This window comes from Actinomycetota bacterium, assembly GCA_030650795.1.
Classification (GTDB): Bacteria; Actinomycetota; Actinomycetes; order S36-B12; family S36-B12; genus UBA11398.
On the sequence record JAUSDJ010000026.1, the window covers coordinates 110,124 to 132,481 of the forward strand.

At 58.2% G+C, this 22,358-nt stretch carries 22 protein-coding genes and 1 pseudogene; 11 read left to right on the forward strand and 12 right to left on the reverse strand.

The genetic code is table 11. From position 1 onward, the window contains the following. The first annotated feature begins 179 nt into the window (after positions 1–179). On the forward strand, positions 180–470 hold the full coding sequence (locus tag Q7L55_08280) for a GNAT family N-acetyltransferase (protein ID MDO8732551.1): 291 nt from the start codon (positions 180–182) through the stop codon (positions 468–470). 7 nt (positions 471–477) lie between these two features. After that, a complete protein-coding gene (locus tag Q7L55_08285; GenBank protein MDO8732552.1) occupies positions 478–1,368 on the forward strand; it encodes a hypothetical protein in 891 nt (296 codons plus the stop codon). On the opposite strand, the gene Q7L55_08290 is transcribed toward Q7L55_08285, so the two are convergent. The 5 genes from Q7L55_08290 to Q7L55_08310 all read right to left on the reverse strand — a co-directional run bounded on the left by Q7L55_08290 (position 1,361) and on the right by Q7L55_08310 (position 6,189). Then, complete coding sequence (locus Q7L55_08290; GenBank protein MDO8732553.1) at positions 1,361–2,248, reverse strand: fructose bisphosphate aldolase; 888 nt, start codon at positions 2,246–2,248, stop codon at positions 1,361–1,363. The genes Q7L55_08285 and Q7L55_08290 overlap by 8 nt on opposite strands. Positions 2,249–2,309: 61 nt before the next feature. Beyond that, positions 2,310–3,530 (reverse strand): FAD-dependent oxidoreductase, encoded by a 1,221-nt coding sequence (locus Q7L55_08295; GenBank protein MDO8732554.1) that lies wholly within the window; start codon positions 3,528–3,530, stop codon positions 2,310–2,312. A 40-nt stretch (positions 3,531–3,570) separates the two neighbouring features. Beyond that, positions 3,571–4,584, reverse strand: a complete 1,014-nt coding sequence (locus tag Q7L55_08300; GenBank protein MDO8732555.1) for an NAD(P)/FAD-dependent oxidoreductase — start codon at positions 4,582–4,584, stop codon at positions 3,571–3,573. Beyond that, a complete protein-coding gene (locus Q7L55_08305; protein ID MDO8732556.1) occupies positions 4,581–5,111 on the reverse strand; it encodes an isoprenylcysteine carboxylmethyltransferase family protein in 531 nt (176 codons plus the stop codon). The genes Q7L55_08300 and Q7L55_08305 overlap by 4 nt, the downstream gene beginning before the upstream one ends. Before the next feature lie 4 nt (positions 5,112–5,115). Continuing rightward, on the reverse strand, positions 5,116–6,189 hold the full coding sequence (locus Q7L55_08310; GenBank protein MDO8732557.1) for a type III polyketide synthase: 1,074 nt from the start codon (positions 6,187–6,189) through the stop codon (positions 5,116–5,118). Between the two features lie 97 nt (positions 6,190–6,286). Between Q7L55_08310 and Q7L55_08315 the strand changes: the two genes are divergently transcribed. After that, entirely contained in the window at positions 6,287–8,032 is a 1,746-nt protein-coding gene (locus Q7L55_08315) for a DUF2207 domain-containing protein (protein ID MDO8732558.1), read from the forward strand. Here Q7L55_08315 and Q7L55_08320 read toward each other — a convergent pair whose 3' ends face one another. Together Q7L55_08320 and Q7L55_08325 are read right to left on the reverse strand one after the other, a co-directional pair. Further along, entirely contained in the window at positions 8,033–8,446 is a 414-nt protein-coding gene (locus Q7L55_08320) for a MarR family transcriptional regulator (GenBank protein MDO8732559.1), read from the reverse strand. A gap of 53 nt (positions 8,447–8,499) precedes the next feature. After that, a complete protein-coding gene (locus tag Q7L55_08325; protein MDO8732560.1) occupies positions 8,500–8,982 on the reverse strand; it encodes a glutathione peroxidase in 483 nt (160 codons plus the stop codon). Between the two features lie 210 nt (positions 8,983–9,192). On the opposite strand from Q7L55_08325, the gene Q7L55_08330 reads away from it, so the two are divergent. From Q7L55_08330 to Q7L55_08345, 4 genes and pseudogenes are all read left to right on the forward strand, one after another. Further along, positions 9,193–10,452: an ABC transporter substrate-binding protein gene (locus tag Q7L55_08330; protein MDO8732561.1), complete on the forward strand. Its 1,260-nt coding sequence runs from the start codon at positions 9,193–9,195 to the stop codon at positions 10,450–10,452. 167 nt (positions 10,453–10,619) lie between these two features. Beyond that, positions 10,620–11,579: an SDR family NAD(P)-dependent oxidoreductase gene (locus tag Q7L55_08335; protein ID MDO8732562.1), complete on the forward strand. Its 960-nt coding sequence runs from the start codon at positions 10,620–10,622 to the stop codon at positions 11,577–11,579. Between the two features lie 207 nt (positions 11,580–11,786). Continuing rightward, a pseudogene (locus Q7L55_08340) lies at positions 11,787–11,952 on the forward strand (amidohydrolase). Positions 11,953–11,988: 36 nt separating this feature from the next. Next, the gene (locus Q7L55_08345; protein MDO8732563.1) at positions 11,989–12,843 is read left to right on the forward strand and encodes a thioesterase family protein; all 855 of its coding nucleotides are present in this window, start codon (positions 11,989–11,991) and stop codon (positions 12,841–12,843) included. Positions 12,844–12,855: 12 nt separating this feature from the next. On the opposite strand, the gene Q7L55_08350 is transcribed toward Q7L55_08345, so the two are convergent. Continuing rightward, entirely contained in the window at positions 12,856–13,464 is a 609-nt protein-coding gene (locus Q7L55_08350; GenBank protein MDO8732564.1) for a class I SAM-dependent methyltransferase, read from the reverse strand. Between the two features lie 152 nt (positions 13,465–13,616). Here Q7L55_08350 and Q7L55_08355 point away from each other — a divergent pair, with 152 nt between their 5' ends. From Q7L55_08355 to Q7L55_08365, 3 genes are all read left to right on the forward strand, one after another. Next, a complete protein-coding gene (locus Q7L55_08355; protein MDO8732565.1) occupies positions 13,617–14,162 on the forward strand; it encodes a flavodoxin domain-containing protein in 546 nt (181 codons plus the stop codon). 99 nt (positions 14,163–14,261) lie between these two features. Continuing rightward, positions 14,262–15,044, forward strand: a complete 783-nt coding sequence (locus Q7L55_08360; protein MDO8732566.1) for a hypothetical protein — start codon at positions 14,262–14,264, stop codon at positions 15,042–15,044. A gap of 75 nt (positions 15,045–15,119) precedes the next feature. Beyond that, positions 15,120–17,528 carry a hypothetical protein gene (locus Q7L55_08365; GenBank protein ID MDO8732567.1) on the forward strand — a complete coding sequence of 803 codons (2,409 nt, stop codon included), beginning with the start codon at positions 15,120–15,122 and terminating at the stop codon, positions 17,526–17,528. A gap of 388 nt (positions 17,529–17,916) precedes the next feature. Here the strand turns inward: Q7L55_08365 and Q7L55_08370 are convergent, their stop codons facing one another. From Q7L55_08370 to Q7L55_08385, 4 genes are all read right to left on the reverse strand, one after another. Continuing rightward, positions 17,917–18,300, reverse strand: coding sequence for a hypothetical protein (locus Q7L55_08370; GenBank protein MDO8732568.1), 384 nt, complete (start codon positions 18,298–18,300; stop codon positions 17,917–17,919). A 228-nt stretch (positions 18,301–18,528) separates the two neighbouring features. Continuing rightward, positions 18,529–19,383: an LLM class F420-dependent oxidoreductase gene (locus Q7L55_08375; protein MDO8732569.1), complete on the reverse strand. Its 855-nt coding sequence runs from the start codon at positions 19,381–19,383 to the stop codon at positions 18,529–18,531. Between the two features lie 4 nt (positions 19,384–19,387). After that, complete coding sequence (locus Q7L55_08380) at positions 19,388–20,278, reverse strand: alpha/beta hydrolase (GenBank protein MDO8732570.1); 891 nt, start codon at positions 20,276–20,278, stop codon at positions 19,388–19,390. Positions 20,279–20,350: 72 nt separating this feature from the next. Further along, positions 20,351–21,316, reverse strand: a complete 966-nt coding sequence (locus tag Q7L55_08385) for a septum formation family protein (protein MDO8732571.1) — start codon at positions 21,314–21,316, stop codon at positions 20,351–20,353. 195 nt (positions 21,317–21,511) lie between these two features. Between Q7L55_08385 and Q7L55_08390 the strand changes: the two genes are divergently transcribed. Continuing rightward, positions 21,512–22,243: a hypothetical protein gene (locus Q7L55_08390; protein MDO8732572.1), complete on the forward strand. Its 732-nt coding sequence runs from the start codon at positions 21,512–21,514 to the stop codon at positions 22,241–22,243. The last annotated feature ends 115 nt before the right edge of the window (positions 22,244–22,358 follow it).

Sequence of the window (22,358 nt, forward strand, 5' to 3'; positions counted from 1 at the left end):
TCCAGTTCGGCGTCACTCACCAAGTCGGGAGCAAAGTCGTAGGCGGTATGGGCCTGGCGAAAGAATGGTGGTCATGGTGGACTCCTTCGCAGGACGGCCTCGTGAGCCATATGCGTCGTGGTCAACTATTAGATGAATGTTCAAGCAAATCGCGCGCAACTGAGATCGAGGAGGCAGTCATGGGCGTGGAAATTCGCGATAACTCAGCAGTACGTGCGGGCTTGGCCGAGTACACGATCGAAGGGGATCGCATCTCGCTGACGCACACCGAAACCTCCCCCGAATTCGCCGGAAGAGGTCTGGCCAAGCAATTGATCATCTTCGCCTTGGAATCGGCTCGTGAACGCGGCTTGCAAGTGCTGCCGTTCTGCCCATATGCCTTGCGCGTCATTGCCGACAACCCAGAGACCTTCCTGGACCTGGTGCCAGCAGACGCGCGCGTTCAATTCAACCTTCCTGAGGCGCAGTAATCCGCACATGACGGTCAATCCAAAGATCGCACTAGCCACGTGTGCTGCGTATCCCGAACTCGATATTGATGACCGACATCTGCTGGAGCCTCTTCGAGCCGCCGGGCTTGACCCAAGTGTCACCGTCTGGAATGACCCTGCGGTTTCCTGGGAGCAATACGACATGGTGCTCATCAGGTCCACGTGGGACTACACAAAGCATCGTTCGGAGTTTCTGGCCTGGGCCAAGAGTGTGGAATCAGTGACGGAACTGGCAAACCCGCTCGCGGTCGTAACGTGGAGTTCAGAAAAGGGCTACCTGCGGGACCTGGAACAAGGCGGAGTGCCGATCGTGCCAACGGTATTCGTAGCGCCCGGTCAGTCCTGGACATTCCCATCCGGCGAGTTCGTGGTAAAGCCAACAATCTCAGCAGGGTCCCGCGACACAGTTCGACTCAGCAGCACAAGCGCCGAATCCGGCAACCGTGCAGTGCAAGCCCTGCACTCCATGAATCGAGTGGCGATGATTCAGCCGTACTTCCCTAGCGTCGATGTCAGCGCCGAGACAGCAATGATCTTCTTCGACGGCCAGTTTTCGCATGCCGTGAGCAAAGCCGCACTGCTGATCTTGGATCAGCCTTCGCAGCTGTTCGAACGCGAACTGTTTCTGCGCGAACGAATTTCCAGAACGCAGGCTCGGCCGGATCAACTGCTTGTGGCTACGGCTGCCTTGCAATGCGCTCCTTCGGGATGGCTCTATGCGCGCGTGGATCTGGTTGATGACGAGCACGGCGATCCAGTTGTCCTTGAACTCGAAATGGTCGAACCCTCGCTGTTTCTCGGCTTCTACGCGACAGGCGAAACTCAGCCTTCAGCCAAGCTCGCCAAGATGATTGCAAATCGCTTAGTGCCTAAGTGATCGAGGCCGCGTAAATGCTGGCAATCGCAGAATCCAGGGCCGAGTCGAACTCGGCCTCGCTCTGTTGGGCAGAAAGTCCCTCAGTCAATGCCCGCGAGAAACTGGCTATAACGCCATGGTTGTTCGAAAGGCGGGTGTCGGCCTCTTCACGCGAGTAACCACCGGACAGTGCCACCAATCGCAGCACACGTGGGTGATTCACCAGAGAGGTGTAGAAGCCATCCTCATCAGGAAGAGTCAACTTGAGCATGACGAATTGATCTGCAGAAAGCGCATCCAACGCTTGAGTCAGTGCACCAAGAAGTTTGTCTTCGGCAGCACTTTTTTCCGTGCTGTGAATGTCGATCTCTGGTTCGATGATCGGAATCAGCCCGGCGCGCAGGATCTGTGCTCCGACCTCGAACTGCTGGGTCACGATCGCCTCGATGCCCGAGTCGTTGGCGAGTTTGATCACCGATCGCGTCTTCGTGCCAAAGACTCCGTGAACCACTGCGCGCTCGAGCAGGGGATCAAGATCGGGTATGGCCTTCATCAACTGCACGCCATCGGCGGCGTCCGCCAGACCCTTGTCGACCTTGAGAAATGGCACGACCTGCTTGTCGTTCCATAGGTACTCAGCGGTACCTCGGCCGTCGATCTGTCGATCCATCGTCATTTCAAACAGGATCGCGCCAAGAATTCGATCGCCGTTGAACGCTGGACTGGCGATGATGCGGCTGCGCATCTGATGGATGCAGTCGTACATCTCAGTGTCATTGGAATATGCAGAGGAATCCAGCCCGTAGAGCAATAGTGCCTTAGGAGTACTGCCACCGCTTTGATCAAGCGCCGCGATGAATCCCTTGCCCGTCTTCATTTTCTCGAATTGAGCTTGGTTCACGTTCTCCCCCTCATTGCGTATGCCCGGCTCTGCTGATAGTGCCAAATGATCTCCGTGCTGACTACAGAGAGTCCAGTTCCACCTGCTCGTCACTCAGCGCGGCGGAATCCACGGGAGTGCCCCGTTGGATGAGTTCGCGAATCGGATCAACGACATCCCAGATATTGACGTTCATGCCAGCCTGGATTCGACCCTCGCGCAGCCAGAAGGCGATGAAGGCACCGCTATCCAAATCGCCGCGGATCACCACTTCGTCAAATTCGCCAGGCGCCGTGTAGCCGACGTATTCAAGCCCAAGGTCGTATTGATCGCTGTAGAAATACGGGAGCCGATCGTAGCTGGCCTCTTGCCCCATCATTCCCAGCGCAGCCACGGCCGGCATGTTCAAAGCGTTAGCCCAATGCTCCACGCGAATATGCGAGCCAATACGTGGATTGAACGCGTTGGCAACATCGCCTGCAGCAAAAATGTCGGCGTCGCTGGTACGTAAGTGCTCATCTACGAGGATCCCATTGTCGGTGTCAAGGCCAGCAGATTCAGCAAGTGCAGTGTCCGGCAAGATGCCCACGCCAACGATGACCATGTCGGCGGAGATCTCACTGCCATCACCTAGACGCACACCAGTCACTCGGCCCTGGCGACCAAGGATCTCGTCCACACTGACTTCCAGACGGAGGTCAACACCATTCTTGCGGTGTAAATCTGCGAAGACCTGAGCCACTTGTTCGCCAAGAATGCGCACGAGGGGCAGCGACGCGGCTTCGAGGATGGTGACATCAAGCCCGGCAGCCCTCGCCGCAGCGGCAGTCTCCAAACCAATCCAGCCAGCACCGATGACAATCACGCTCTTGGACAAGGAGAAGGCAGACTTGATGGCCTCGCTGTCATCAATCTCCCGCAGGTAGAACACTCCTGCTAGATCGGCACCCGGGATACTCAGTTTGCGCGGGATCGAACCAGTGGCGATCAGTAATTTGTCATACAACTGCGTCGAGCCATCGCTCAAGGTGACGATGTGGGCTTGCGCATCGACTCCCACGACCTCTGACTCCCGCTTCAGCTCAACTTCGTTTTCTGCGTACCACTCCATTGGGTGAACGAAGACGCTCTCGCGCGAGTCCCTGCCCATCAAATAGCCCTTGGAGAGCGGCGGGCGCTCGTATGGAAGATGCGACTCTTTGCTCAGAATGGTGATGCCGCCATCGAAGCCACTGGCCCGTAGAGCTTCAGCGGCCTTGGCTCCTGCCAAGCCGCCCCCGACGATTACAAAATTGGAAGTCATCTGGCTATCGAACCACAGTCACGCAATGCGATTCGGTAGTTCATAGGAGGTTCACAATCTGCGAAAACATTCGCGGCAACATTTGTGCAACAGGAACGATGGTTCCTCGCATTCGTTTATTCCGCGCTGCTAAGAGGAGCGACGACGTCAGTATTCGATAGGAACGCGTGATGCGCTTCCACTCTCGTTCGTAGCCGCCAAGTTCGTTCGCCACGATGCATGCCACGGCAGCGTGCGCTTGCGCGAAGCCAACGCGCAGACCCTCACCAGTGAGTGCATCGACATAACCGCTTGCATCGCCAACGAGTAGTGCCCGGCCTACACGCTTTTGCGCAACGTGCACGTGCATCGGCCCGGCGCCACGCGGGGAGCTCACGCGGGCAGCCAGATTCAGACGCCAAGCGAGCGCAGGTACGCGCGCAATCGCATCGTCAAGATCGAGAGGCGCAGCGCCGAGCACCGCAACTCCCACGGTGCTGTCATCAATAGGCGTGACGTAGAGCTCGGCGTCAGGTAACCAGTAGACCTCCACCACATCAGCCCATGGCTGGACGGCGAAATGCTGTCGAATACCGAAGCGATGCCTCGGCCCGGTTGTTGTCGGAATGTGCAGAGCAGAGCGGACTTGCGAATGCAGACCATCAGCTCCGACCAAGTACCGAGCGGAGAAGCCTTGAACTTCCACTGAATCGGAGCCCTGGACAAGCTCGGTGATTCTTCCTTTGGCGAAGCACACGCCAAGTTGCTCTGCGCGCGCTTGCATCTGGGCTTGCAAGACCGTTCGGCGCACTCCCCTGCCCGGGCCGGACGAAAAATGGGCGAGAGCAGCGTGACCCGGAGCGATATAGCGAATGCCCGTGAAATCTCTACCTTCTGGATCAATCCCGAGTCGAGCAAGTCGATCCAATGCCTCTGGCATCAAACCTTCGCCACAAGCCTTGTCAATCGGAGTGGTGCGCGGGTCGACGACTTGCACCTGAAGCCCGGCTTGTGCGGCCGCTATCGCCACAGCAAGTCCAACAGGGCCAGCGCCAGCGACAAGAACGTCGTTCACATCGCGGCCGCAGGCAACGACGCAAGCGCCTGATTCTCAACTCGTAATCGCACATATAGCAGTGGCAAGTTGAGCAGAGTGAAGATCAATGCCGTCACCCAAGCGAATCCAACGAGCGGAAGAGCGATCCCCTCGATCACGACTGCCACGTAATTCGGATGACTGATAAGTCGATAGGGACCAGCGGTCACCCGAGGAAGCCCCGGGATGACGACTACAAGAGTGTTCCAGCGCTGGCCCAATGTCCTTATACACCACCAGCGCAAGCCCTGTGCTGCGATCACTACGACGAACATGCTCCATGACAGAGCAGCGACCAGGGGCTTCTGCCAGACCCACACCTCAATCAAGGAACCAGCGAGCAGAAACGCGTGGAGCACAACCATGAACGGGTAGTGCGTTCGACCAAATTCAATCCCGCCGTGCGCAAAACTCCAGTCGAGATTGCACTTGGAGACTCGAAGTTCAACGACCCGTTCAATAGCCACGAGCACGATCAGCACCGTGAAGGCCCAGTAGCCGATCATTGGCTCACCATTCGAGCAGCACTAACTCAGCGCAGAAGCCCGGCCCCATGGCCATGACAACTCCAGGCGTTCCAGCAGGGGGCTTATCCATCCCAGTGCCCTGCATGGTGTCGCGCAGTACATGCAGGACTGAAGCGGACGACAGATTGCCGATGGCCGCCAATGAACGCCAAGTGACATCGAGTTCTCCTGAATGCAAACCCAATGTCGATTCCATTGCTCGCAAGACGCGTGGTCCGCCGGGGTGACTCACCCAGCGCGAGACATCGTCAATCTTCAAATCATGCCTTGAGAGAAAGCTGTCAACATCCTCACGGAGGTACTGGCTTATGACGTCACCAACTCCAGCTGACAGAACAATGCGAAAACCATGCTCACTGATATCCCAGCCCATCGTTCGTTCGGTATCGGGATATAGCCGACTCTGCGAGGCGAGCACCCGCGGGCCGGTCAGTCCAAGACTGGCTGCCCGATTCGAACCAACCAAAATGACTGCGGCCGCACCGTCGCCGAACAAGCCACTTGCTACGACATTCGGCATTGAATAGTCGTCGCGTTGCACTGTGAGCGAACACAGTTCCACAGAGAGCAACAAGGCAATCTCGTCTGGATGTCCCAATAGATAGTCGTGCATCCGAGCAATACCCGAAGCGCCAGCAACACAGCCGAGGCCGAAGATTGGCAAGCGCTTGATATCAGGCCGAAATCCAACACGAGACACCAACCGCGCATCTAGGGAGGGAGTAGCAATGCCAGTGACCGATGTGGACATCACAAGGTCGATGTCGCTTGCTGACAGCCCTGCCTCGAGCAGTGCTCCATCGATTGCGGCCTGCCCGACCTCCAAAGCAACGCGAATGAAGGCGTCATTGGCCTCGCCGAAGCCAGCCAACTGCGCATAGGCCTCCAGAGGAAGTGCCAGATTGCGATATTCGATGCTCGTAGCTCGGTGTATCCGCTCGATAAGTGGTCGGTGCTCACCTGATGGCGAGACCACGTCTGCAAACGCCGCCGTGATCTCAGATTGCGGGTAACGATTGGCTGCGAGTTCGCAATGGACCGCCGCGATGACGCTCACGGGAGGCGGCCTTGCGAACTCAGCATGCTTGAGCGTATGGCTTGGACAACTGCGCGGGCCAATACCCCCTTCGTCAAGGGACTGCCACAATCACCACATGATGAGGAATTGTGCGCGGATCGGCGGGGCTCTGCTTGCTGTGGCGATCGGAGTTGGATTCGCCAGTGCTGCGCAAGCGGCCGAGTCGATCAACTCATATGACGTCGTAGCCACCGTCCAACCCAACTCAGTCGTGGATTTCAAAGAGACCATCAACTACGACTTCTCAAACACCCCGAATAAGCACGGGATCTATCGAGATCTCGTTGTCGCCGATGAGGACAGCACTGGTCGCACGCGCCTGTACGACGTCAGAGTTCTTGGAGTCAGGGTCGATGGATTTCTAGCAAGCTACACACTGAGTGACGAATCAAACGTGCTACGGATTCGCATTGGTGATGCCAACACGGAGGTGACTGGCGCGCATACCTACGTGATCACCTATTCGGTAGCTCACGCGCTTCGCGTGATCACCAAGTCTGATGTTGCCGACCCACAAGCACCTCCAGGTCTCGCCGTTGGAGATGTCGAACTCTTCTGGGACCTGATCGACAACAACTTTGATGTGCCGATCACCAGCGCAAAGGCGAGCGTTGCTGGCCCGGCGAGTCCCATTGCTTCTCGATGTCTGCTGGGCTCCTTTGGCTCCACCAAGACTTGTCCTCTTGCAGTCAATGGTCAGACAGTCGATCTCGGACCAAGTCCCGTCGCCAATGGTGAATTCCTCACTACTGCCATCGACTATCCAGCAGCTGCCTTCACAGTAAAGCCGGTAGAAGTCTTTGAACCCGAGCAGCCAATTGGGCTCGCAATGATTATCGGCGCGGTGCTGTTTCTTGCGCTGTTGATTGTGCCCATCGTGCTCGCCATCCGCTGGCGCCGCGGTGACAAGGGCGTGGCCGTCAACGCCACGCCCGTGCAATTTGAACCACCAGATCGCCTGAGCGCAGTGGAAATGGCAGCAGCATGGAAGGGCGACAACGCTTCCATGCGCCCACGGGCCATGGTCGCCGCGCTCACTGATCTTGCCGCACGCGGACAGGTAGTCATAGCTGACGCTGATCACCTCACGGTCGCACTCGTGCCACAGGCAGCCGTCAAGGTGCAGGCCTGGGAAGCAATGCTGCTGGATCAGATCTTCGCTGCTGGATCCCCAGCAAGCTTGGGTTCATACAACGCCGAATTGGCAGACGTGTGGGGCACTGAATTCTCAGGCTTAGTCGGCGCTGCTGAAGCCGCCGGGCGCCGCAATGCCGAAGGGGGCACACCTGACCGACGTTGGAATTGGATGTTCCTTGTCGCGGCGGTTGGAGTGGCCTTGTTTATTGCTTCGATCGCGTTCAAATCACCGCCCGTGACCGTCGTGGCGGTGTGCATCGTCATCGGTTCGATCCTTGGTGGCGCTATCGCGCGCGCCATCACTCCGCGACGGGAAACCGAAGCTTCGGCACGATTCCTCATGCTTACTCTTGGGTTTCGAAGGCTGCTTGAGACAGATGCATCAGCCGCGCGTCGGGAATTCGCCCAGCGGCTGGGGCTACCGGCCGGTGCCATTTTGGCCACGATGCTGCCGTATGCCGTGGTCTTCTCTCTTGAGCAGTCCTGGGTCGGCGCCTTCCCTGATCTCACCCCGGAAGAACTTCAAGCCACAGGATTCAATGTCCTGACGATTGCTGCCATGAGCTCACTGGTCAGCAGCGCATCGCATTCGGCATCAAGCTCGCTCACAGCCCCAAGCAGCGGTTCTGGTTCAGGCGGAGGGGCCGGCGGCGGCGGCGGAGGTGGCGGCGGCGGCTCCTGGTAACTAGCCGGCCAGATCTTTTGCGTTGGCAGTCTCCACCCGTTCAAGAAGCGAAGACAGCTGATGCCGCAGTACCCAGTACTCATCCGCACTTGCGGCAAAGCACTCGCCGATCGCTGATGGAACGTCGAGTGCGCGTTTGCGCAAGGCCCGTCCACGGGCCGTCAGCGAGATCTCGACTGAGCGTTCATCAAGCTTCGAGCGCTTGCGTTCAATTAACTCGGCCAACTCAAGTCTCTTGAGCAAGGGCGACAGAGTGCCACTATCCAGGCTAAGACGATCTCCCAACTGGCTGACCGAGAGTCGCTTGGACTCCCACATTGCAAGCATCACCAAATACTGCGGATAGGTAAGACCTAGATCCGCAAGGATCAGGCGATACCGATCAGTGATGCTGCGCTGCAATCGATAGATCATGAAGCACAGTTGATTGTCGAGGAGCAGCGTCGGATCGGGCTCAGAGGACTTGGTCACGACAACGATTCTGGCAGCAACGATTCAATATCTGCGCGAATTTGGTCAGGAGTCGTCTTGGGCGCAAAGCGCTTGATGGCGGCGCCGTCGGGTGAGACCAGGAATTTCGTGAAATTCCACTTGATCGTGGAGCCCAGCAGGCCGGACGAATGCGCCTTGAGGAAGGTGAACACCGGGTGCGTGTTCTTGCCATTGACATCAATCTTTGTCGACAGCGGAAAACTGACGCCGTAATTGATAAGGCAGAATTCTTCAATTTGCGCATCATCACCGGGCTCTTGATGCGCGAACTGATCGCACGGAAATCCGATGACGACGAGTCCTTGACCCGAGAAGTCGTCATACAACTTCTGGATGCCTTCCAGCTGCGGGGTTAGCCCGCATTTGCTCGCCGTGTTGACGATCAGCATCGGTCGACCGGCAAAGTCCGAAAGTGGCACAACTGCCCCGTGGTTGTTCGTAAAGGACAGCTCCAGCAATGACTTTGTATTTTCATAACTAGATTGTGCACAATCTAGTTTGCTGAGTCAATGGCTACGCATATATCCCTCACATACAACTCACAAATTTCGAGTCGGTAACAATCGTGTCGCAGTGCGATTCATTCGTTGACTTGGGCTCTTCATAAGAGCACTCTCGAAGGGAATTCAAATACGAATTCATGCTGAACGACGCGAAGGGGAATTCCCGTGAACGCATCCACACGCAAGCGGAACACCAAAGCCGCAGCACTCGTTGCTGGATTGAGTGCCGCGATGCTTCTTGCAGCATGTAGCAGTTCCAACCCGTCCGCCATCGATTCGACAGTGAGTCCAAGCGGCCTTGAATGCTCAGCTGTTCCCGGCGTCAGCGCAACCCAAGTGAAGGTTGGCATTGTGTTCCCGAATTCTGGAGCCGCTGCACCTACCTTTGCCGAGTTCGACAAGGCAGCCCAACTGCGCTTCGAACAGGAAAACGCCAAAGGCGGAGTCAATGGGCGACAGATTGTCACAACCGTGTACGACGACATGAGCGATGGCTCGCGCCAATCCACAGTTGCAACCAAAGCGATTGACCAAGACCAGATGTATGGACTGCTCCACGCATCTCAGGCCGACACCATGTTCACCATGCTGCACGAGAAGAATGTCCCAGTTGTCGGTCTGGCAATTCAGCCGGCGTACTCCGTTGACCCAAACGTCTTCGGAGTTTTCGGCGTCTACAACTCGGGCTTTGCGTCAACGAGCACTCCCCTGCGCATGAAGGAAGCAGGCAGCACGAGCGTCGCAATCGTTGGTCACAACTCACCGGGTGCAACTGCCTCAGCAAAGGGCATGGAAGTCGCGGTGCCTGAGGTCGGCATGAAGGTTGGCACGACAATCTTGGACATGCCGTTTGGAGCATTCGATGCCACATCTATGGCCTTGAAGATCAAGAATTCAGGTGCAGATGGCGTCGATTCGATCTCACTGGTTGATTCGGCGATCTCCTTGCTGCAAGCCCTCGACCAACAGGGAGTGCCGATGAAGGCGAAGATGATGTCGCTCATCGTGCCGCCTGACGTTGTCGCCAAGACTGGCAATGTTCTTGAAGGTGTACTTGCTGCCACGTCCGGGACCAAGCCACTGACTCTTGATGATCCAGCCGTCACCGCGTACGTAGATGCGATGAATGCAGCGGGTTTGAATACTGAGACCTCATTCGCTTCAGTGGGTTACGTGGCCGCGGACCTCTTCATTCGAGGGCTGCAAGAAGCCGGTCCCTGCGCCTACCGCGCTGACTTCGTGACGAATCTGCGAGCCGTCACGAACTACGACGGTGCTGGGCTCAGCATTGCTCCGGTCTCCTTCGCACCTGGGCTGACCCCCAATGGCGATCCCTCCAAGTGCCAGTGGTTCTTGGAGGTCAAGCACGGCAAGTTCGTGCCTGACCCTGCAGCTACCTGTGGCGATCTGATCCCACTTTCCTAGAAGGTCACAAGAAAGGGGAGGCGGCGATCCCGCCTAACTTCCGCTCAGCGCATTGAAAGGGCCTCGAGTAGATCTCTGCTCGGCCCTAGGGTGGGGCAGTTCCGGAAATCCGGGGTTGCCCCATTGTTTGTGCTCAATCCTCCTTGCATTCCCAGGAAAGGCACCACATGACTTCATCATTTTCAGCTGCATCGACGACCGACGAAGTCCTCGAAGGAGTCGATCTGACTGGCCAGCGCTTCCTGGTCACCGGCGTTTCGGCGGGCCTAGGGGTCGAGACGACTCGCACCCTGCTCGCTCACGGTGCAACCGTCGTTGGAACCGCCCGCGATTTGACCAAAGCCGACCGCGCACTGGAATCTGTCCGCGAATTCATTCAACCCGGAGCATCACTTGAGGTGATTGAGGTCGATCTCGCTTCGCTCGCAAGTGTCCGTCGCGGCGCCGAGCAACTACTCGCAAAGGGCGAGAAATTTGATGTGGTAATTGCCAACGCAGGGGTTATGGCCTGCCCCTATGGCACCACGGAGGATGGCTTCGAGACGCAGTTCGGCACCAACCACCTCGGACACTTCGTGTTCGTGAACCGCGTCCTGCCGCTCATCAAATCGCCGGGGCGCATCGTGCTGCTTTCTTCAGCCGCTCATCGTCGTGCAGACGTCAACCTGGAAGATCCTGGCTTTGTAACGACTCCATACGATCCCTGGATGGCTTATGGCCGGTCCAAGACAGCCAACGTCCTGTTCGGAGTCGCCCTTGACAGCCGCTTGCGCGATCAGGGCATCCGAGCGGCTGCCTTGCATCCGGGCGGCATCCAGACTGAACTCGGTCGCCACGTGACCCCCGAACTCATTGCCACAATGCGTGCTGCTGCTACCCCGGCCGGGGCGCCTCAAATGCAATTCAAGACTGTCCCGCAAGGTGCGGCGACAACGGTGTGGGCAGCGTGTGTTGCTTCGCCGGATGAGATTGGCGGAAAGTTTCTAGAGGATTGCAATGTGGCCAGCGTCAATCAGACAGATTCATTAGGTGGAGTCAAGGCTTATGCCCTCAATCCTGACACCGCCGACGAGCTGTGGATCTTGAGCGAGCGAATGGTCGACGAGACCTTCTCGTTCAATCGCTAGCTCGACTTCGTTCGCCACAGCAGGGCACAACTCGCTCACTCCGGGATCCTTTGGCAGAGTCACGACCTCGCAATTCCGTGCAATTGCCACGAAAGAGGCGCGCGGCACAATCAGCCAGATGTAATCGCACTTGTAATCCATTAACCTGACGCGCAGGCACACCTGGTTTCTCAACTCACAGTTCTCGTCCAAGTCAGGGGTCAGCACATGTCTCAATTCGTCGGTGCTCAAATCTTCGATGCTGACCAACACATGTACGAGAGCGCCGATGCGCTCACGAGGTACTTGCCCACGCACTGCCGTTCAGTTCGTACAGATTGGTCGCCACACGCGTATAGCCGTCAATGGTCGCATCACCGAATACATCCCCAGCACAAGGAATTGATCCCTACGAATCGCGAGGAGCAGCGTGCCCGACTCTCTTGAATTGCTGGAACTCACCCAAGTCGGTGAAAGGCGATATCTGGCTCCCATGCCTGCTGGTTCACAAGAAGGCAGAGATGTCATCTTCGGTGGGCAACTGCTTGCGCAGATGATCATGGCCGCAAGTCTTGATCCAACCGACCCCAAGCATGTCAACTCCATTCACACGATCTTCGCCCGCGCAGGTACCTACGAGCAGCCGCTGCACTTCGAGGTAGAAGACATCCACAATGGGCGTACGTACGGCAGCAAGATCATCAGCGCATTGCAGGGAGAACGCCTGCTTTCAAAGTCCATGATCCTGATGACAGCAGATGAACCTGACTTCATCGCTCACAATCCAACTATTCCGGCGGGCGTGCTTAGTCCAGAGGCATCACGAGAGTCCGAACCAGGAGTGACTTTCCCTGGAGCAGAACTTCGTTATGCAAGCCCGGTCCATGCCTTGGCCAATGGGGTGCCGGTCATGTCATTCTGGACTCGCATGCCGGTACCCGTGCGATCACTCGCCGCGAGCCAAGCCGTGCTTGCTTGGTCGACCAATGGTTGGCTGATCGGCTTAGCCCTGGAGGCGCATGGTGATGTTGCGAATCTGAGCGATGCGCATCGCTCGATCTCAACTGGCGTGATCTCTCATACGATCAACTTCCATCGCGAAATTGACGCAGGATCCTGGACGCTGATCAATCAAGAAGCCAGCTTCGCGGGCAAGGGCCGCATCGCTGGCCAAGGCACTGTCTTCAACGAGAAGCGTGAATTACTCGCGACCTTCTCGCAGAACAGCATGACCAAGATTGTTGATCAAGAAGGCGTGGGGATTGGTACGCGCTCGCGCATGTAACGCAAACCGAAACTAGACCCGAGCTGCAATGATCACTGCGTCAAAGGCACTTCTGGCCCCTTGATCGGTTTCTACGAGTCGTTCCCGAGTCTGAGAATGCGCGATTTGCAAGCCAAGGCCTTCTAGCTGCACAACGATCTCTTCCGGAGTGAAAAGCAGGTTCGCGTCCTGGGGACCGCCGATGCCCTCAGCGAGGTTTCGCTTATCGTGACCAATCACCATCAGGCGTCCGCCGGGTGCAACAGCACTTACTGCAAGAGCGAGAACAGCGTTGCGCTCCGCCGGCGCAAGGTGCAGGTAGGCGATGAGTACTAAGTCGAAAGCGCGATGTGACGGTAGGTACTTGCGAATGTCTGCGCGAACCACGCGAACGCTGGTTGAAATGCGCAACTCACCAGCGCAATGACTGGCCCGATCAAGTGCACCCTGAGAGCAGTCAACGACAGTCGCTTCCCAGCCTTGCTGGGCAAGCCATAGCGCATTTCGTCCTTCGCCTCCTGCCAGATCAAGGAGTTGCCCAGCCGGAAGTTCTTCGCAGTACTCCTTGACCCAAATATTCGGCTGCCCGGAACACAGCATGTCGCTGACGGCATAGCGCTCATCCCAAGAGGTGGTGATCACACCCTCACCGTGGAGTGAATGAGCGATCGCCGGTAGAGACTTTCGTCCCGAATGAAGCACATCAATCGTGGCGCGGGACCAAGCGCCCTATTTCGCCGTCGCAAATGAGCGAACAATTGGGGTGAATGGGACAATTCACTACAGGAGTCACCATGCGGTCAGTCGTGATCTACGAATCCATGTATGGGAACAACCATCGAGTGGCTGAGCTCATCGGGTCTGCTTTGGAGGAGTGTGGATCAGTAATTGTCGTCCACGTCTCCAAGGCTACCGACGAGTTGGTTGGTTCAGCGGACCTTGTTGTCGTCGGCGGACCCACCCATGTGCGTTCGCTGAGCACGCGTGCCTCGCGCGCCAGCGCGTTGGAGGCTGCTCAGAAGAGCAGCATCAATTGCCCGGACGCCCCGTTGAGCATGGATCCCCATTGGCAAGCCGCTGGCATTCGCGATTGGTTTCGCACAAGCCCTCCATCGCACGGACAGTTCGCCGCTGCCTTCGATACCCGCCTGCTGGCTCGCTCGCTGCTTACTGGTCGTGCATCTCGCGTGATTTCCCGTCGCCTTGCCAGACATGGGTACGAACTCATTGCCGAGCCGGAGAGCTTCTTGGTAGACAGTCAGACGAGATTGCTCGGCAGCGAAGCTGAGCGCGCCACGCACTGGGCAAGGGGATTGGCCACGTCCATCCTGCACGCTTAGACACAAGTCGGTCTTGGCAGCGCACTTACTTGCGCAGGTCTGCGACCAAGCAAGCCCGGGTTTCCGCGCATCACCTGACGCTCGGTAGCCTCACGCGTCATGCGCACTCGCCAGGCCCTGATACCTCTCGTCGCTGCCATCATGGTGATCAGCCTGCAGCCAGCAGCTCATTCATTTGCAGTTGAAGCACCGAGCCAACTGACTGTCCGTATCCAGGCCAATTCCGCGAAATGGGTGAGTTCCGAAGTTAGCGGGGCTTTGGTAGTCGTCAAGGACGCGATCACGGGTCAAGTGCTGCAGACCGGCAAGGTTGTGGGTACCAGTGGCGACACCGCGGCCATCATGAACGATCCACGCACGCCACTTCAGCCAACCCCCACACTTGATGCCGCCGCTTCCGTAACTTTCAACTTCGCCTTCAACAGCCCCAGGCGCCTATTCGTCGAGGCTTACGGTCCACTCGTCGGACCGACGCCTGTCAGTCAGACCAGTGCACCCATCTGGATCGTGCCTGGTGACAAGCAATCTCTTGCTCTGACTCTGCATGGGCTGATCGTCACCGTCACCACTCCTGCGCCGCACTCAGCGCTCACGAGTTCAGGTCCAGTGCAAGTCCCGATAACCGCCTCGGTGCAGATGTTGTGCGGCTGCCCTATCTCAACCGCAAGCCCGTGGACTCCCAACCGCTATCGGGTGCGTGTCCTTGTCACCTCCCCTGGCATCGCCACTCAGACCATCCAGTTGGTCTATCAATCAACGGACACATTCACTGGGAGCGTCACCTTGCCCGGAGCAGGAATGTTTGATCTCGTCGTTGTCGCGGACATGCCAGGCACCGGCAACACTGGCTCCTCAGCGACATCTGTAGTCGTCGTTCCTTAGCGGTGGTCAAAATCTTGTGGAATGTCCACCCGCACGCTTCACAAGAATGGAGATCATTCACTGTAAATTCCGCTCATGCATGGTCGCCTTCTGGCAACTGCGCTCAGCGCCGTTGGCCTTCTCGCTCTCGCGCTTGCCCCCGCTCTGACCACGGCTGAGGGCACGAGTTTCCGAGGATTCAACTATCCGACTGCTGACTGCACGCCAATGCAAGGAACCACGCAACTAGGCCTGGCCCCACAGCAGTGGAGCTCTGCGGTCGGCCTGCCACTGACTCCTTCGGGAACCCCGGCTGCCCAACGCATCGTCATCGGTGAGATTGACCAGACGGCCAATGCGACAGCAGTGAACAACCTGATGACCCAATGCGGGCTCCCGAACGTTGCGCTTCCCGTGGTGAACAGCACCTTGTACCCACCCGCATCGACGCCCGGCCTCGAAGCCACACTCGATGCCAGCGTCGTGGCCGCAGCGTTGCCAGCAAACGCGAGCATCACCATGATCAACACTGGGGCCGGTTCAGAGCCGTTCTATTCGATGCTTGTCTCGGCCGCGAACGCGTGCGGATTTGTATTCGCAGGCGATCCAAACGTCACCCTCAGCAACATCTCGAAAGGATCTGGCTTTCCTGATGGAGGATGCATCATCTCCATCAGCTACGGGGGGGCCGAGGTCAGAGCCCAGGAGACAGACGCTGACTTCATGCTGCAGCAATTGGCGGATCAAGGTGTCATCGTCGTCGTGTCAGGCGGGGACGAGGGATCCGGCGGTTGCATCTCCAACACAGGACTCAATTTCGGCAACGGTGCGAAGGTAGCCGTCTCCGGAATCGCGCTGACTTCCGGAGTGCTGACCGTATTGACGGGATCTGCGCACGGCTTCTCAGTCGGAGACCATGCATACGTGACTCTGCAGGCACCTGGTCTGCTCTCCATGACGAACACCGTCACGGTGACGAGCACCCCGACCCCCAACACCTTCACCTTCAACTTCGCCGGCAACGACTTTGCACCGACCGCGGCCAGCGGGGCAGCCTCGGTCGGTTTCGGGACGCTGACTCCGCAGTATCCGGCCAGCAATCCCAATGTTCTTGCCGTTGGCGGCACCCAATGGCAAACTCCAGCCGATGGTCAAGCTCATGGGGTTGAGATAGCGTTCGCGCCTTCGCTGACGCACACTGACTACGTCTGGCACGATTCCAACCCGAATACCAACTGTGCCAATGTGCCAACATTCCCAGTATCCGGCGCTCAAGGCACTGGTGGCGGGCAGAGTTCGCTCTACGCCATGCCTTCCTACCAGTCGGCAGCAACTTCGGTGAATTACCCAGGCCCGGCACCTGGGCGGATGATTCCTGACGTCGCTGCCTTGGCTGGCTGGCCTTTGTATGCCATTGCGAACTACGGGCTGCCCGTGACCGCGAAGCAACTCACGAGCAATGTGGCCACACTGAGCACGCCATCGACTCAGGGACTGGACTTGGGTGAGGAAATCACCGTAGGCGGAGTCGGCGCACCCTTTGACGGCACGTTCGTCATCACTGGTGGTTCTGCTGTGTCGGTCTCCTACGCGCTGACCGCGCCCGATGTCCTGCCCACTCCCGTCTCTCCCACTGGCACGATCACTCAGGCCTGCAACTCCTATCCATGTTCGGCTACGCAATTCCCGTGGACACAGGTGTACGGGACCAGTGCCGCAACTCCCCTGGTGGCAGTCGGCATCGCGAACCTCAATGCAGTTCTCACTGCAATAGGCCTGCCCGCTGTCGACAATGGTGGCGGAGCTATGGACGTGCACTCAATCCTCTACGACCCGCGAAATGCAGCAGCCATGACAGATGTCACCGACGGCAGTAGCGACATCTTCAATCTCGGTGGCTGGACTGCATTGCCGGGATACGACATGACTACTGGCATGGGGGTTCCGAACTTCACGACATTGGCGAACATCCTCATCGCACGGCTTTCGCCCACGCCCACGCCTGCACCAACAACGACCACAACGCCGACAGTCGCACCTAGCCCTGTTCCCACATCCACGCCGACTGCCAGGCCCACATCCACGCCGACACCAAGTTCAACGCCTCAGCCACTCGGTCCCGCTAGCGCCAACCCAGAAAAGGCCGTGATCGCTGCGCCAGGGATTGTCATCCTCAGCGCGGCAAGCGCCGAACGCGTGACGCCCCGCACCATGATCGAGAAGTCTGCGATCAGGGTAAAGAATGCTCCGGTTGTCGAAGCGAAATCGAGCGCACCAGTCTCATTGGTCGCACGCGGGCTTCGTCCAGGAATCTCGTACTCGATACGCATCAAGGGCAGCGAGACAACTGCGACTCTTGGACGCACAACTTCAGATTCCGCCGGGCTTGCGCAACTGCCGGTGTTCCTCTTGACGAAGCCGGGCACGTACACACTCGAGATTGTTGATTCCAACACCAAGGCGGTTTCTTACGTCAAGGTCGTCATCGTTCGAATAAAGCGATAGCAATCCCGACGCCGAGTGCTGACATCGTCGGTGAAAACGTGAGGTGGCCAATCGGTTTGTTACCTGGAATATTCACGCAATTGATGGTCGGGACATATCGCGGCATCGAGTGGTGATGTCGTCCAACTGGATCTCACGAGCACTCCGTTGCCGGAAGGGCTCTGCACGCATCAAGCCGGATCCTTGGCGCATGGATCACGTAACTTCGGGGTACATGGCGGCGACAGCATCAATATGAAGGTATTCGGCACCCTCAATCACGGTGCCACGGCATGGGAAGTCAAGAGATATCCGCGAAACTTCACGTCGTTTGGAGTAAGGCTGCAGCCACCGATGTGCGCCTTGGCTCAATCACCCAGACTTCATAAGTCTGGTGTACGCCACAGAACTAGCACACAAACGGAGCGAAATCGTGGCGCACAGAAGCCGGTACGTGAAAGCGTTGGCAACCGTCATTCTCCATGTCGTAGAACAGGTACTTCCAACCACTCGCAGTCCGCTTGATCACCTGGGTGTGGCCACTCGACGGACCACAATGCGCGTATCCAAACGGTGATGTGCTGACGAGCGCCCACTTGCGATTGGACTTGGCAAGAGCAACGTCTGTGCATCGTTGATCCGCTGTCCAAGGCATCGAGAGGTCCGCGAATACCTGTTTCTTGACTGTCGAACTGGCCCGCGCAAGATCCGCCGTATCCGCTAGCGCCGATATCGGAGCACTCAGAACCATCAGGCCCAGCGCCAATCCGCCAATGGTTCGTCTTGCGAGCATGGTGCCCCCTCGAAGGTCGCGCACTTAGAACTCCACGTGAACGTAAACCTAGGCCTGAGCCTTCTTCAAGGCCGCCGGATCGGCGATGCGTCAGAGTTACGTCCCGTCAGATCGAGTGCAACGAGGACGCAGGCGGCAATGGCTGGAACAACATTTCGAAACTTGAAATGGATCATGGCAATCCACACGTCGTTTTGTTCGAGCCAGCAGTTGGCGATCTAGATGAGATTAGGGAAAGACTCGCATCAACGCCGCTCCGAGTTGCCCTATCGCATCGGCTTCCAGCATGCCTTGCACGACCACTCCCTGCGCCCCGGCGTCGGCAAGCTCTGCGAGTTGCGATTCGAACTTGGCAGCGTCTCTAGGTGGAGCCGCGAACGCTGTGCGCGAGATCTCTGAGTAGTCGCGGCCCACTCGCTCGCAGTGCTCTTTCAACACGGCGAACTTATGACGCACCGTCTCAGCATCGCCGAACACATTGCATGCATCGGCATACCGAGCCACCAGATCCAGGGTCCGCTTCTCGCCTCCGCCACCGACCAGGATCGGAATGGAAGCGCGAATCGGCCGTGGCGTGTTGTATGCGTCGGCAACTGAGTAATGCTCGCCTGCAAAAGTGGCGTGCCCATCCCGCATCAGGGACTTGCAGATGTTGAGCGCCTCGTCGAGCCGATCGAAGCGCTCACCCGTTCCTGGAAATTCGATGCCATAGGCGGCATGCTCATCAACGTCCCATGCGGCGCCAAGCCCAAGGATCGCCCGGCCGCCAGAGATCACGTCCAAAGTCGTCACGGCCTTCGCGAGCAAGGCCGGGTTGCGCAAGGTGACCGGACTGACGAGCGCGTACAGCTTCACAGTGCTCGTGCGCATGGCCAGGGCCCCGAGCAACGTGTAAGCCTCGAACATTGGCGAAGCTGGTCCGCCGCCCGTGCCGTTCTGATGAACGTGATCGGGCACCGAGATGGCATCGAAGCCAGCTGCTTCGGCCAGAACCGCACACTTGGCGGCGCGTTCGAACACAGCAGTGCCGTCATCAACCGTGCCATACGAACCCAGATGCAAGCCACGCCTGAACACGGTCATTCGTTCACCTTTTCGGACGAATCCAAAGTTCCAAGGCTGAGGAAATCGCCGCGACCAGTGCGAGCGGCTGGTCAAGCATCGGGTGGTGACCAGACTGCGGCAGTTCGACAAAGGGGATCGTGGTGCTCACAAGTTCCTGTAGTTCTTCTGCCATCTGCTGCGTCACTAATCCGAACTCGGCTCGCAAGCACACCGTTGGGCATTTCAGACTCGACAGCATCTCGCTCATCGAGCGGCCCGGCGTCTGGCCGAAGAAGTTCGGGTCGTACTTCCAGGTCCATCCGCCTTCCACCGGCTTCAGTGATTGCTCTGCCACATGACGGCCTACGTACGGCAGTACGACTGCCTGCTCCGGGATCGTGCGGAACCGGGCGACTGCGTCTTCGAAGGTGGCATGAACACGCGGAGGGCGTAGAGCTGGAAGCATCCCGTCCCTCTCCAGGCGCCGCGGATCCAGCGCGGTATCGATGACGATGAGGCCCGCGACAGAGTCTGGATGCTCACCGGCTGCCGCGAAGGAGACACCTCCGCCCATGCTGTGACCGATCAGGATTGGTGGGCCATCAATGAGCGCGGTAGCAGCAGCCAGCACCTCTTCGCCCCAAGCGCCCATGCTGTAGCTCTCGCGCCATGCGCTGTCACCATGGCCAGAGAGGTCGATTGCCACCACCCGGTGCGAACGCGCTAGTTGTGGGCCTATGTGGTCCCACCAGCCTGAGTGTGCAGAACCGCCGTGCACCAGCACGAGTCCCGGAAGGGAGCGATCCCCCCACACGCGGACATGAACGTTCGCGCCGAGAATCGACATGTCCACGTGTTCCGGCGCATGTGCGATGGCCTGGCTGAACCATTGCGGCACTGAGCCGAGATCGTCGAGGGTGGGCGAAACTGCCATGTGTTGCTCATCTCCAATATCTGTGTCGGCAGCCACTGATTTCGGCGGTCCGCCGCGACCGACATTGCGATCCTAAGCGGCCTTCAGCGGCTTGTTGCCAAGTCCGACCAGGGTCCCGCCTGGCAGATTCGGATGTTTCCCGTCGGCTGATTTCGAGCGGCTGGCAAAACATGGGACATAGATGAGCGTGTTCGCCTTCGCCTTTCCATCCGGGTCCGCCCTCACTCGCAAATCGGTTCTCTTCGCGCCGACGAGCACGTCCATTATCGCTTGGCATTGCGCGTCATACGGCACCCATTGAGCATCAGTCATCGCGGAAACATCGGCAGGAAGTTTGCCGACGAAATGCGCGATTAGCTCATCGACGTGTGGCTTCGAGCATGAAATGTCGATGTTGTTCTTACCTGATCCATCCAACTTCGAGCAGGAACGCATTGTTGGAAGTGTGCTGGTGGTACCAAGGAGTTGGGCATTGCCCTGCAAGCCCTTCGCGGCGGCAACGCCCGCACCCTTCTTCTGGTCGGGCGAGTAGATCACGCAGATCATCGATCGATCACCGGCATTGAATGCGGCAGTGTCCGGAAACACCCAACCAAAGTTCTGGTGCTCCTTGAGTCCTGGAAGCACTCCACCGGCAGCCGTCGCGGCGAATCCGGTGAGAACCTTCGCTAGTGCTGCCCCCTGCTTGGGCCAAATTCCGGCCGCGGTCACCGTGCCGGAGCAGATCTTCTGTCCGAATTCGGCGAGTGCTGCCCGCAGTCCGGTGTCCTTCTGGTCGCGCAACTGGGTCAGTGAGTACTCCGCAAAGACCGGAGAGAGTGCAGCTCCGCCAATTACTTGCACGGTATGCGGCTTCGCGCATGACACGGCGGAATTGAGGTCGACCAGATCGTTTTGGACCTCAGCCGTTGTAAAGCAACTGCCGACATTCCAGCCAGGAGACGCAGCCGCGAGCGCGGCACCCGCAGGAATCACCGCAACCGCGAGCGCCAGCACGGCAATCGATGAGGCCAAGCGGTTCGCGAAATATAGGCGCATCGCATGACAGTACCGGCATTTCAGAAGACGATGTCGAGATCCGAATTTCCTGAATCCACCGCCCACGATCACGCAGTGATCTCGTGGTTTGACGTGTCTACGCCGACAATGCCTGACCGCCGAATCGCGAGAAGAACTTTTTGACCAGCGAGACCGGCGGACGATAGTCGGCCTCATAGGCGATGGAGGGACACGATGATGAGGCGTCAGCGGTTCGTCGTAGCAGCGCTTGCCTGCGGTGCAGTACTCGCCGCCGGAGGCGCGGCAAACGCTCAAGACGCGGGAGTCACATGCAAGGCGACCGGGACAGGGACGAGTTGGAGCCTCGGCGTGACGGGCGCGTCAGTACCGATTGGTGGCTTTGTGGCCGGATTTCCCGGCGGCAAGATCACCGCGCTCTCGTTCGACGGATTCCCCGGACAACCCGATACGACCGGACTGCCGTCCGGGACTTCGAACGGGCTCTTCGCCCCGATCCCGTCCGGACGCGCCATCGTCATCCATGTCGTCACGAGCACGCCACCGACCGGACTGTTCAACGTCGCGTTCATCAACCAGGCCCAGATGGGGTACGGATCGGTGTTCGAGTGCCCATTCGAAACAATTCCGATGCCGGTCAGCGCCTTCAACGGGGACGGATCGCCGGAAATCCTGCTCGATAGCCCCGGGGCTGGAACCTTCTTCGTAGTCCAGGACTTCGCTAATCGATCCCGAGCCACAGTCAATAGGCAGGTCGCACTAGTCAAGCCGGAGACAGTAAAGGTGAATGAGGCGGGAAAGGTATCCGTGCCCCTCCATGCCACCGCCGCCGGGAAAGCACTGCTCGCGCAGAAAAGTAGTTTCACGGCACGCGAGAAAGTCACGTTCAAGTCAATCGACGGACATTCGTCAAGCAAGACAGTGCAGGTCACGTTCAAGAAGCGCTAGCGCGCCGTTTCATGAGGACCAAAGTCCCTATGCATGCTGGCCGGACGAATCCACGATGGTACCGACCTCGGCGGGACGTCTGAGTAGCCACCGCCAGTCACGGCAGAACGAGGCT

What these genes read in the sequence shown, in the direction of transcription:
- Q7L55_08385 (MDO8732571.1), bottom strand. Translation starts at nt 21,316, where the DNA reads ATGCGCCTATATTTCGCGAACCGCTTGGCCTCATCGATTGCCGTGCTG.
- Q7L55_08365 (MDO8732567.1), top strand. Translation starts at nt 15,120, where the DNA reads ATGCATGGTCGCCTTCTGGCAACTGCGCTCAGCGCCGTTGGCCTTCTC.
- Q7L55_08355 (MDO8732565.1), top strand. Translation starts at nt 13,617, where the DNA reads ATGCGGTCAGTCGTGATCTACGAATCCATGTATGGGAACAACCATCGA.
- Q7L55_08335 (MDO8732562.1), top strand. Translation starts at nt 10,620, where the DNA reads ATGACTTCATCATTTTCAGCTGCATCGACGACCGACGAAGTCCTCGAA.
- Q7L55_08360 (MDO8732566.1), top strand. Translation starts at nt 14,262, where the DNA reads ATGCGCACTCGCCAGGCCCTGATACCTCTCGTCGCTGCCATCATGGTG.
- Q7L55_08305 (MDO8732556.1), bottom strand. Translation starts at nt 5,111, where the DNA reads ATGATCGGCTACTGGGCCTTCACGGTGCTGATCGTGCTCGTGGCTATT.
- Q7L55_08315 (MDO8732558.1), top strand. Translation starts at nt 6,287, where the DNA reads ATGATGAGGAATTGTGCGCGGATCGGCGGGGCTCTGCTTGCTGTGGCG.
- Q7L55_08295 (MDO8732554.1), bottom strand. Translation starts at nt 3,530, where the DNA reads ATGACTTCCAATTTTGTAATCGTCGGGGGCGGCTTGGCAGGAGCCAAG.
- Q7L55_08375 (MDO8732569.1), bottom strand. Translation starts at nt 19,383, where the DNA reads ATGACCGTGTTCAGGCGTGGCTTGCATCTGGGTTCGTATGGCACGGTT.
- Q7L55_08320 (MDO8732559.1), bottom strand. Translation starts at nt 8,446, where the DNA reads ATGATCTATCGATTGCAGCGCAGCATCACTGATCGGTATCGCCTGATC.
- Q7L55_08380 (MDO8732570.1), bottom strand. Translation starts at nt 20,278, where the DNA reads ATGGCAGTTTCGCCCACCCTCGACGATCTCGGCTCAGTGCCGCAATGG.
- Q7L55_08370 (MDO8732568.1), bottom strand. Translation starts at nt 18,300, where the DNA reads ATGCTCGCAAGACGAACCATTGGCGGATTGGCGCTGGGCCTGATGGTT.
- Q7L55_08280 (MDO8732551.1), top strand. Translation starts at nt 180, where the DNA reads ATGGGCGTGGAAATTCGCGATAACTCAGCAGTACGTGCGGGCTTGGCC.
- Q7L55_08390 (MDO8732572.1), top strand. Translation starts at nt 21,512, where the DNA reads ATGATGAGGCGTCAGCGGTTCGTCGTAGCAGCGCTTGCCTGCGGTGCA.
- Q7L55_08285 (MDO8732552.1), top strand. Translation starts at nt 478, where the DNA reads ATGACGGTCAATCCAAAGATCGCACTAGCCACGTGTGCTGCGTATCCC.